Genomic DNA, 11,293 nt, shown 5'->3' with positions numbered 1-11,293 from the left:
GAGGTGCTCTCGAGCCTCATGCTCAACCGCGGCTTCAGCGAGGTCTACCAACTCCAGGGTGGGATCGTGCGTTACGGGGAGACCTACGGCGACAAGGGACTGTGGGAGGGCTCGCTGTATGTCTTCGACAAGCGCATGCACCTTGAATTCAGCGACGACGCCGTGACCATCGGCAAGTGCGTGCGCTGCGAGGCACCCACGAGCAAGTTCGAGAACTGCTCCAACCAGGCGTGCCGCAACCTCACCCTCTACTGCTCGGACTGTGCGGCCCAGCCCGCGACGCTGCGCTGCCCGCAGGGCTGTGAGACCGACGACGCCGAGGCCACCGCCGTCGGTGCGGCGTGACGATCGACATCCACACTGCTCCCGCCGGCCAGGATCCGGGGCTGCTCGCAGCGCTCGCCGCCGACCTCACTGCTGCAAGCTACACCGTCGACGGCGTGGATGCGCTGCTCGGGTCCGAGGCGTCCGCGGCGCTGGGCCGCGACCAACCGGTCCCCGCGCTCCTGAGGTGTCGCTCGGAGTTGGAGGAGCTGGAGGAGCTGGAACCGGGCTCGGCCCGGCGGACACCTGTCGTCCCCGTGCTGCTGTGGCTGCTGGGCCAGAAGGTTTCCGAGGACCGGCTGGACGCCGCCTTTCCCGCACTGAAGGTGGCAGGTCTCGCCGCACTGCGCCTGATCGAGCCCGCGGGTGACGGCTGGCGTGCCGCAGCCGAGCTCCGGCCCTACTCCTCCGACGTCGGAGGGGACCTCTGGGTGGCGAGTGACGTGGGAGCGGCTCAGCGGCCGGGCGCACTGCGCTCCGATCATGTGCTGGGCATCGGGGGAGCGTCGCTCACGCTGGCGCGATCGATCATCCGCGACCCCGTGGACACCGCGCTGGATCTCGGAACGGGATGCGGAATCCAGGCCTTCCACCTGCTGGCCCATGCGCGGCACGTCACCGCCACCGATATCTCCGAACGCGCGCTCGCGTTCGCCCGCTTCAACCTGCTGCTCAACGCGGACGCCCTGTCCATCGATCCCGCACGGCTCGACGACCGCGTGTCCCTGCGGCTCGGCAGCATGCTGGACCCCGTGGCCGACGACGTTTTCGACCTCGTGGTGTCCAACCCGCCCTTCGTCATCACGCCGCGGCGCCCGGGCGCGGACCAGTACACCTACCGCGACGGCGGCCTGGCGGGGGACGACGTCGTGTCCTCCCTCCTCCGATCGCTGCCGGGCGTCCTGAAGCCCGGGGGCACGGCCCAGCTGCTCGGCAACTGGGAGATTCCAGCGGGTGCCCACTGGGACGAACGGCTCCGCGCATGGTTCGCCGCCGACGTCGACGCCTGGGTCATCCAGCGCGAGCAGCTCTCGCCCGTGCAGTACGCCGAAACCTGGCTGCGCGACGCCGCCGAGAACCGCGACCCGGAGACCTACGTCGAGCGCTACCGGGAGTACCTCGCCGACTTCGGAATGCGCGGTGTCGAGGGGATCGGTTTCGGCATGGTGTGGCTCCGTCGCCCGGCCGAGGAAGGGAAGACCACCATTCGCAGGTTCGAAGAGGTGACCCACGAGGTGGAGCAGCCGCTCGGCCCGCACCTCGGCGCCGCCCTCGCGCGGGAGGACTGGGCTGCGACGCAGGGCGGAAACGCCGGTGCCGGCCTCGGCGAGCAGTACCTCCTCGTTGCCGACGACGTGACCGAGGAACGCCACCAGCGCCCGGGTGCCGAGCACCCCGGAGTGATCCTCCTGCGGCAGGGCGGTGGCCTTCGACGCACCACGCTGCTGAGCACCGAACTCGCCGGATTCGCCTCGGCATGCGACGGCGAGTTGACCGCCGGCCAGATCGCCGGAGCGCTCGCGGCACTGCTGCACCACCCCGAGGACGAGTTCGTTCCGGGCCTCCTCGCGGAAGTGGAGCAGCTGGTCATCGACGGCTTCCTGATTCCGGCGCCCTGACCAAAGCGGCTACCCTAGTGCAGGTACGCATGACCCATACTGGTGAAGCGCAGCGGTAATCCGTCCGGGAACCGCCCAAGCGTGCATTGCACCCGTACCTAGGAGAGAAGTGCCCACTAAGGCCACGGACAAAAAGCACGGCAAGAAGCTCGTAATCGTCGAATCCCCCGGAAAGATCAAGACCATCGCGGGATACCTCGGCGAGGGCTTCGAGGTCGCAGCATCCATGGGGCATATCCGCGACCTGCCGCAGCCTTCCGACCTCCCCGCCGAGATGAAGAAGACCTCGCTCGGCAAGTTCGCCGTCGACGTCGAAAACGGGTTCGAACCGTACTACGTGGTGTCGACGGACAAGAAGAAGAAGGTCGCCGAACTCAAGGCCGCCCTGAAGGACGCCGACGAGCTGTACCTCGCAACCGACGGTGACCGCGAAGGCGAAGCCATCGCGTGGCACCTCCTGCAGGTCCTCAAACCCAAAGTGCCGGTCCACCGCCTCACCTTCCCCGAAATCACGAAGGAAGCCATCCAGCGCGCCCTGCTGGAAATGCGCGACGTCGACATGCCCATGGTCGACGCCCAGGAAACCCGGCGCATTCTCGACCGGTTGTACGGCTACGAGATTTCTCCCGTCCTCTGGCGCAAGGTGGCCCGCGGGCTCTCCGCCGGCCGTGTGCAGTCCGTCGCCACGCGACTCGTGGTCGAGCGGGAACGCGAGCGCATGGCATTCCGCACGGCGTCGTACTGGGACCTGACCGGTACGTTCACGCCCGTTGATGAGTCGAAGGGCTCGGCGTTCCCCGCGAAGCTGGTGGCCGTCGACGGAAGCCGCATCGCCTCCGGCAAGGATTTCTCGGACCGGGGCGAGCTGAAGTCCGCGGGGACGGCCCGCCTCGACGAGGAATCCGCTCGCTCGCTCGCCGCAGGACTCGAAAGCGCGGACTTCGCCATCCGTTCCGTCGACACCAAGCCGTACACCCGGCGCCCTGCCGCGCCGTTCACGACGTCGACCCTCCAGCAGGAGGCGGCGCGCAAACTTCGGTTCTCCTCGAAGATGACCATGCAGGTGGCGCAGCGCCTGTATGAAAACGGCTACATCACCTATATGCGTACCGATTCGCCCGCGCTGTCCGATCAGGCGGTGAACGCGGCGCGCCGCCAGGCGTCCGAACTGTACGGCGCCGAGTATGTCCCCGAGGCGCGCCGCGTCTACAAGGGCAAGTCGAAGAACGCGCAGGAGGCCCACGAGGCCATCCGCCCGGCGGGGGATTCGTTCCGCACGCCGGCGCAGGTCGCCAAGGCGCTGCGTGGCGACGAGTTCCGCCTGTATGAACTGATCTGGAAGCGCACCGTCGCATCCCAGATGGCCGACGCCAAGGGCTCGACGGCGTCACTGCGGCTCGGTGCGGTCAGCGCCGACGGCCGGGACGCCGAGTTCTCCGCCTCCGGCACTGTCATCACCTTCCGCGGCTTCCTCGCCGCCTACGAGGAGGGACGCGACGCCGACCGCAATCAGGACACCGATGACGACGCCGGTCAGGGCTCGCGCCTCCCGAACGTCACCAAGGGTGATTCCCTCGGCGCGACCTCCGTCGAGGCGATCGGCCACGAGACCTCGCCGCCGCCGCGTTACACCGAGGCTTCCCTCGTGAAGGTGCTCGAGGAGCGGGGGATCGGGCGGCCTTCCACCTATGCCGCCACCATGTCCACCATCATGGACCGCGGGTATGTGAGCACCCGCGGGCAGGCGTTGGTGCCGACCTGGATCGCCTTCTCGGTGATCCGGCTGCTCGAGGAGCATTTCCACGACTACGTCGACTACGACTTCACCGCCGAACTCGAGGAGGATCTCGACCGCATCTCCCGTGGCGAGACCAAGCGCGTCGAGTGGCTGGACTCCTTCTACTACGGTGACCGCAAGGACACCGGCCTGCACACCATCGTGAACGATCTCGGCGAGATCGACGCGCGACGCATCAACTCGATCGAGATTGCCGAAGGCATCACGCTCCGCGTGGGCAAATTCGGCCCCTACCTTGAGAAGCCGCTGCCCGATGACGCTCCGGAGGGCACCGAGCCGCAGCGCGCCAACGTGCCGGAGGACCTCGCCCCTGATGAGCTGACCGCCGAGAAAGCCATCGAGCTCATGGAGACGCCGGTATCCCAGGAGCGTGTGCTGGGAACCGATTCCGAGACGGGGCGGGCGATCGTGGCCCGCGAGGGACGCTACGGCCCGTACGTGATCGAGCTCATTCCCGAGCAAAGTGCCGAAGACCTGGCCAACCAGCCTGTCGAGTACTACAAGAACGGCAAGCCCAAGCCCCCGAAGAAGCCTGCCAAGGTCAAGCCCCGTACCGGCTCGTTGTTCAAGACCATGACGGTGGACACGGTCACCCTCGAGGACGCGCTGAAGCTGATGAACCTTCCGCGGGTACTGGGCGCAGACGCCGAGGGCAAGGAGATCACGGTGCAGAACGGCCGCTTCGGTCCCTACCTCAAGAAGGGCAGTGATTCCCGCTCGATCGGTTCCGAGGAGGAGATCTTCACGATCACGCTCGAGCAGTCGCTGGAGATCTATTCGCAGCCCAAGCAGCGCGGCGGCAGGGCCGTCACGCCGCCGCTCGCCGAGTTCGGCGATGATCCGACCACCGAAAAGCCCATCGTGGTCAAGGAGGGACGCTTCGGCGCGTACATCACCGACGGCGTCACGAACATCACCGTGCCCGGTTCGATGGCGATCGAGGAACTGACGCGGGAGCAGGCCATCGATATGCTGGCCGAGAAACGCGCGAAGGGCCCGGCGCCCAAGAAAACCACACGGCGTGCTCCGGCGAAGCGCAAGGTGTCCGCCGGCAAGTAGGCGTACTGTTCGTATCCGGATGGATAGGGTAATTTTTCGAATGAGTGGTTGGAAGGTGCCCGAAATATGCGGCTAGGCGTGCTCGATATTGGCTCGAACACCGTGCATTTGCTCCTGGTGGACGCACACCCCGGGGCGCGGCCGGTTCCTTTCGCGTCCCATAAAAGGCCACTGCAACTCGTGGCCTACCTTGACGCCGAGGGCAGCATCACGGACCACGGGCAGGACGAACTGGTGGGCTTCGTGCGCGAGGCCCGCGCCTTCGCGGGTCAGCACAATGCCGAGGACTTCCTCGCGTTCTGCACCTCCGCCATCCGCGAGGCGACAAACGGGGCGGCAGTGCTGGCCCGGGTCCAGGACGAGACCGGAGTGGACCTGCAGGAGCTCTCCGGCGACCAGGAGGCTGCGGTCACCTTTCAGGCAGTGCGCCGCTGGTACGGCTGGGGTGCGGGTTCCATCCTGAACCTCGATATCGGTGGTGGTTCCTTCGAGATGGCCATGGGTTCCGATGAACTCCCCGAACTCGCGCTGTCCGTTCCGCTGGGAGCCGGACGGCTGACCCGCGACTGGCTTCCGGAGGATCCTCCGTCGGCAAAGAGCGTCAAGGAGCTTCGCCGGTACATCCGGTCCGTCCTCGAGGACGCAGTCGGGCAGTTCGAGCCGCTCGGGCGCCCGGACCTGGTGGCCGGAAGCTCGAAGACCTTCCGGTCGCTGGCGCGGATCGCCGGGGCGGAGCCCTCGGCCGCCGGGCCCTTCGTGCGGCGTGAACTCCGCCTTGAAGATCTGAAACTGTGGACCAAGCGGCTTGCTGCCATGCCCGCCAGGGATCGGACCAACCTCGATGGGGTGTCCGACGTACGCGCCCCGCAGGTCCTGGCCGGTGCTCTCGTGGCCGAAGCAGCCCTTGAGCTGTTCGATGTGCCGTCCATGGACATCTGCCCCTGGGCCCTGCGCGAGGGCCTGCTGCTGCGCCGCTTCGACTCGAAGATGTTCGAGGCCGAGCACCCTCTCCCCGGTGCCGGCGTGGGGCATGAGCAGCTCGACTCCCGGGTACGGTCTGTTTCGAAGGCCGGCGGCTGACATGGCGTCCGATTCCAGCGCAGCCGTCATTCCCGTCGCCTTGTCCAGCGCGTCGGTCTACCCCCTTGCCGTGCACGATGCCTTCGCCCTGGCTCAGGACCTCGGGTACGACGGCGTCGAGGTCATGGTGACGAACAACCACGTCAGCCAGAGCCCGGAGATGCTCACCGTCCTGAGCGAACGGTACGAGCAGCCCATCCTTGCCATCCACGCTCCCACCCTGCTGCTCACCCAGCAGGTATGGGGCAAGGCCTGGACCAAGATCGAGATGTCGGCGGCGATGGCGGCCGAGGTGGGCGCCAGTACGGTGGTGACCCACCCTCCCTTCCGGTGGCAGACCGGCTACGCCGAGGAGTTCGCCGAGGGGATCCTTCGGGTGTCGGCCGAGTACGGGGTGGAAATCGCTGTCGAGAATATGTACCCGTGGAAGGTCCGGGGCAGGGAGGCCAAGGCCTATCTGCCGCACTGGAATCCTGTTCCGGAGCCGTACGGGGCAGTCACCTGGGATTTCTCCCATGCCGCCATTGCGGGCATGGACTCCTTCGAGGAGATCCGGGGCCTGGGCAGCCGGCTTGCGCATGTGCACCTGACCGACGGAACACCCAACGGCAGGGACGAACACCTCCTCCCCGGGCAGGGACAGCAGCGGTGTGCCGAGGCGCTGGCATTTCTTGCCGAGTCGGAGTGGAAGGGCGTGGTGGCGGTCGAGGTCAGCACCCGCAAGGCCCGGGGGGCGGGGGAGCGGGAGCAGTGGCTCGCCGATACCCTCGCTTTCGCCCGGGAGCACCTGGACTCCTGAATCCGTGGCGTGCCGGAAAACCGGGCCGGAAACCGGGGAAGCGATTAAGAAGGAATGGCGCCGACGGCTGTGCAGGTGTTGGGGGAATCACCTGTTGCCGCCGACGCCGGACCGGATCAGGAAAATCCGGCCTCATCACTCGCACCTTCATGAGGTACTTAGAACCGTACGTTCCGAGGTTGTGACGCAACAGCATAAACGCTGTGAGAAGGCTGGGAAGGCTCCATGACAGGATGGGCGTATGACGAATTCTGAGGCCCTGCACGTTACTTTCCTTGGTTGCGGCTCCATGAACGAGGCGATCCTCGGCGGGCTGCTCGCCGCCGGTCTGGAGAGATCCTTGGTCACCGCGACCGTCCGCCGGACGGACCGCGCAGCGGAACTCCGGAAGCGGCACGGGATCTCCGTGCTCGCCACCGCCGAGGACGGAGACGCGAACACCCTGGCGGTGGCCGATGCCGACGTCGTCGTGATCGGTGTCAAGCCCGTGGGTGTGGTGGCGCTGGCCCGCGAGATCGCTTCGGCGCTCAAGCCCTCCGCCCTGGTGCTCAGCGTGGCGGCTGCCGTGCCGATCGACCTGATCGAGGACGCGCTGAATGACGGGCAGCCGGTCATCCGCTCCATGCCGAACACGCCGTCGCGCCTCGGGAAGGGCGTGCTGTCGATCTCGGCCGGAACCCATGCCGGCCCCGAGCAGATGGAGCGGGCCCGCGCTCTCCTGGCGTCCGCCGGAACCGTGGTGGAGATTCCGGAGCAGCAGATCGACGCCGTGTCAGCGGTCAGCGGTTCGGGACCCGCCTACGCTTTCTACCTCGCCGAGGCGATGGCCGCCGCGGGTGAGAAGCTGGGCCTTGACGAGGATATTTCCAGACTGCTGGCGAGGGAGACCGTCGCCGGTGCAGGGTTCATGCTGGCGGAGGACGGCGCCGACGCCACGGCGCTCCGGCGCGCGGTGACGAGCCCCAACGGGACCACCCAGAGCGCCCTCGAGACCTTCGAGGCCCGGGGGCTGATGGACCTGATTGCTGCGGGAGCCCGGGCTGCGACGGAGCGGGCTGCGGAGATCACGGCCGAACTGCGTCAGGGGCCCCGGACGGGAGGCTGATCCTGGGCCCGAGCCACAGCACCAGCAGGGCAAGGGGCAGCAGGACGCCGAGACTCGTGAAGAGTTCGAGGGGAAGCGGACCTTCACCGGACACGCGCCCCATGAGGATCAGCGTCACGGTGATCGACGAGAACATCATCACCGGCAGGAACAGTGCCGTGATGCCGAGTTCCGCGGCTCGCCGCCCCCGCGGACTACCCTTCGCATGGACGAGGGCGGCCGGGATGAGGAACGCGATCCACACCCAGTGGTGGAACCAGGAGATCGGGGAGATGGCGAGCATGACGACGGCGTTGGCGCTGATGGCACGAACAAGGTCGCCGTCGTCCTCCGCGCGACGGATCGCTGCGTAGCCGAGCGCGATCACCGCGAGGCTCCCAAGGACCCAGAGGGAGCGCTGCAGGGCCCCGCTTGCCCCGAGATGGGCGAGGAAGGAGTTCAGGGACACGTTGTAGATGTCAGTGGTGTCACCGACGCGTGCCGGATCGCCGATGGCACCGAACCAGAACCGGGCCGACTCCCCGGGCGCTGCGAGCCAACCGACTCCCACGGTGGTGAGGAAGCCGGTACCCATGGTGAGGACGGCGCGCCAGTCCCTGCGCGCAAGGAAGATCAGCCCGAAGGCGAGCGGCGTCAGCTTGATGCCGGCCGCGATGCCGATCAGGAACCCGCGCGGCACGCGGCCGGGTGGCCGAAGGAGGTCCGCGACGATCAGCACCAGGATCAGGGGATTGATCTGGCCGAAGCCGAGCCCCTCCCGCCACGGGCCGCTGACCCCGATGAGGAGCACCAGCAGGACCAGCACCACGGCTTCACCCGACCGAGTGCCGGCCCACTGCGGGAGCGCCTGCTGATCGTCGAGGTAACGGCTGATCCACTGTGCCGCCACCAGCAGGCAGGCCAGGGAGACAGCGGTCACCAGCACCAGCGCACCCGGTGCCGGGAGCAGGGCAAGGGGTATGAAGACCAGCGCGGCGAAGGGCGGGTAGGTGAACGGAAGGCTGCGGGTGTCCGTCTCGATCAGGGACGCGTCATAGAGCTGCTGGTCCCCGGCCATCCCGAGCAGGGCGAGGGCACCCTGCCGGTATACGAGGAGGTCGAGGCCGTGAATCCGCGCGGAGAGGATCACGAGGGCGAGTGCTGCTCCCAACCCCGCAAGGAGGGCCAGCGCGCGTGCTGGGGTGGAGGTCAGGGACGGCCCGCGAAGCGTTCGAGGAGGTCCACGTGTCCCGAGACGATCAGCATGTCGCGGCTCGAGACCTTGGTGTCCGCCCGGGCGTACGTGAAGTCCTCCCCGGGGGATTTCACTCCCACCACCGTGACGCCGTACTTCGACCGGACGCTGGACTCTGCGAGCGTGAAGCCCTGGGTTTCCTTCGGCGGATACATCTTCACGATGGCGAAACCGTCGTCGAACTCGATGAAATCGAGCATCCGGCCACCCACCAGGTGCGCGGCACGCTGGCCGGCGTCGGCCTCGGGGTAGATCACATGGTTGGCGCCGATGCGCTTCAGGATCTTGCCGTGGGAGGGCGTGATCGCCTTGACCCACAGGTGGTCGATCCCGAGGTCGACGAGGTTCGCGGTGATCAGGACGCTGGACTCGATCGAGGTCCCCACACCGACGACGGCGGCGGAGAACTCCTGGGCGCCGAGCTGACGGAGGGCGTCGAGGTTGGTGGCATCAGCTTCCACCACATGGGTCAGGATGCCCGAGAACTTCTGCACCAGCTGGGGATCCCGCTCGATCGCCAGCACCTCGCGGCCCTGTTTCACGAGCTGCTCGGCCGTGGCGGCGCCGAAACGCCCTAGGCCGATCACCAGGACCGGTGCGTTGTGTGCTGGTCTTTCAGCCAATGATCGGCCTCTCTTCCGGGTAGTGGTACAGGGTGCTGCGCTGCCGCAGTGCAAGGGCGGAGGCAAGGGTGATGGTTCCCATGCGTCCCGCGAACATCAGGGCCGACAGGACGTATTTGCCCTCGGGCGGGAGCTCGGCGCTGAGGTTGGTGCTGAGTCCGCACGTAGCGAAGGCGGAGATGACTTCGAAGAGCACCCGGTTGAGCTCCTCGCCGGAGATCGCGAGGATTAGTCCGGTCGCCACGAGTACCAGCGTGGCACCCATGAAAATCACCGAGATGGCCACGCGCATGGCGCCCGGGGGAATGGTCCGGCCCCATGCCCGGACGTCCGAGTCGCCGCGGGCTTCGGCAACGATCGCGAGGAACATCACGGCGATGGTCGTCACCTTGATGCCTCCCGCCGTCGAGGCGGACCCACCGCCGGCGAACATGAGAGCGTCGGTGAGGAGCATGGTGGTGGAGCCCATGGCGCTCTGGTCCACCAGGTTGAAGCCGCCCGACCGGGTCATGACAGAGGCGAAGAGGGCGTGGATGATCTTGTCGGAGGCGCTGAGGTTGCCGATGGTCCTCATGTTGGCCCACTCCATGGCCGCCCACGCGACCGTTCCCACCACCAGGAGGATCAGTGAGACGGCAATCGTCAATTTGGTATGAAGGGTCCACTTCCGGTAGCGCCACTTGAGCTGGAGGAGCACCATGATGACGGGAAACCCGAGGCTGCCAAGGAAGACGCCGACCATCAGCGGAACCAGGATCCACAGGTCGGTCTCGTAGGGCACCAGACCGTCCGAGTGGGGAGTGAATCCGGCATTGTTGAAGGCCGAGATGGAGTAGAAGATGCCGTGCCAGACAGCCAGCCACCATGGCTCACCGAGCACCATGAAGCGGGGAATCATCACCAGGGCCAGGACGATCTCGATGGCGATCGAGGTGGTGATGACGATCCGCAGCAGGGTGCCGACCTCGCCGAGTCGGCTTGCGTTGTTCAGGGACGCCTGGGCGAGCAGCTTGCCCCGGACACCGAGGCGCTTGCTGACCACCAGCGCCAGCAGCGAGGCGAGGGTCAGGGTGCCGAGGCCTCCCACGAAGATACCGAGCAGGATGACCAATTGGCCGAAGAAGGACCAGTGGGTAGCCGTGGAGACCACGGTGAGTCCGGTGACGCAGACCGCCGAGACGGCGGTGAACATGGCGTCGTGAAGGGGCGTTGCGGTGCGGTCCGCTGCGGCTGCAGGAAGACTGAGGAGTGCGGTGAAGACAAGGATGACGGCGGAGAAGATGAAGAGGGCGAGCCGGGCGGGCGACGAGTTGGCAAAGGAGTCAAGGAAATCCCGGATTGCGCCCAGAAGCCGAAAGTATCCGCTCTGATCGCCCCTCAGCCACCGCGGCTGTTGACTTACCATTGACGCCCGCTCTGCCCCGTTGCTGTGTGCCCGTTGCTGTCTGCGCCGCGGATGCGGCGGTGGAAAAGGTCCTCCGAGTAGTAAATCACTTCCGCTGCGGCTTCGTGGCCAGCGATTCGGTGGATCGCGTAGCCTGTTCTTGATGTCTAACCACTCCGCGTCCGCGCCTCCCACACAGGTTGTCTGGGATGAATCGATGCTCGCCTACAACTTCGGCGGGCACCATCCGATGAATCCCGAGAGGCTT

8 protein-coding genes and 1 pseudogene are annotated in these 11,293 nt (G+C 66.9%); 6 read left to right on the top strand and 3 right to left on the bottom strand.

The genetic code is table 11. The features are described 5' to 3' along the window. The 6 genes and pseudogenes from Y705_RS19345 to proC all read left to right on the top strand — a co-directional run. A pseudogene (locus Y705_RS19345) lies at window positions 1-345 on the top strand (hypothetical protein); the annotation flags it as partial. Next, on the top strand, window positions 342-1,943 hold the full coding sequence (locus tag Y705_RS0111395; RefSeq protein ID WP_049822643.1) for a DUF7059 domain-containing protein: 1,602 nt from the start codon (window positions 342-344) through the stop codon (window positions 1,941-1,943). The pseudogene Y705_RS19345 and the gene Y705_RS0111395, both read left to right, overlap by 4 nt. A 109-nt stretch (window positions 1,944-2,052) precedes the next feature. After that, window positions 2,053-4,800 (top strand): type I DNA topoisomerase, encoded by a 2,748-nt coding sequence (topA, locus tag Y705_RS0111390; RefSeq protein WP_026532947.1) that lies wholly within the window; start codon window positions 2,053-2,055, stop codon window positions 4,798-4,800. A gap of 66 nt (window positions 4,801-4,866) precedes the next feature. Continuing rightward, window positions 4,867-5,880: a Ppx/GppA phosphatase family protein gene (locus Y705_RS0111385; RefSeq protein ID WP_026532946.1), complete on the top strand. Its 1,014-nt coding sequence runs from the start codon at window positions 4,867-4,869 to the stop codon at window positions 5,878-5,880. Between the two features lies 1 nt (window position 5,881). Next, window positions 5,882-6,679, top strand: coding sequence for a sugar phosphate isomerase/epimerase family protein (locus Y705_RS0111380; RefSeq protein ID WP_026532945.1), 798 nt, complete (start codon window positions 5,882-5,884; stop codon window positions 6,677-6,679). A gap of 241 nt (window positions 6,680-6,920) precedes the next feature. Further along, window positions 6,921-7,784: a pyrroline-5-carboxylate reductase gene (proC, locus tag Y705_RS0111375; RefSeq protein ID WP_026532944.1), complete on the top strand. Its 864-nt coding sequence runs from the start codon at window positions 6,921-6,923 to the stop codon at window positions 7,782-7,784. On the opposite strand, the gene Y705_RS19340 is transcribed toward proC, so the two are convergent. The 3 genes from Y705_RS19340 to Y705_RS0111360 are packed head-to-tail and all read right to left on the bottom strand — an operon-like array spanning window position 7,744 to window position 11,046. After that, window positions 7,744-8,934, bottom strand: a complete 1,191-nt coding sequence (locus Y705_RS19340; protein ID WP_155850043.1) for a glycosyltransferase 87 family protein — start codon at window positions 8,932-8,934, stop codon at window positions 7,744-7,746. The genes proC and Y705_RS19340 overlap by 41 nt on opposite strands. Before the next feature lie 38 nt (window positions 8,935-8,972). Then, entirely contained in the window at window positions 8,973-9,641 is a 669-nt protein-coding gene (locus tag Y705_RS0111365; protein ID WP_026532943.1) for a potassium channel family protein, read from the bottom strand. Next, on the bottom strand, window positions 9,634-11,046 hold the full coding sequence (locus tag Y705_RS0111360; protein ID WP_026532942.1) for a TrkH family potassium uptake protein: 1,413 nt from the start codon (window positions 11,044-11,046) through the stop codon (window positions 9,634-9,636). Before Y705_RS0111360 ends, Y705_RS0111365 begins: the two co-directional genes overlap by 8 nt. Window positions 11,047-11,293 lie beyond the last annotated feature (247 nt).

Source organism: Arthrobacter sp. H41 (genome assembly GCF_000520535.1).
Lineage (GTDB): Bacteria > Actinomycetota > Actinomycetes > Actinomycetales > Micrococcaceae > Arthrobacter_D.
This window is presented reverse-complemented; position numbering and strand designations above follow the sequence as displayed.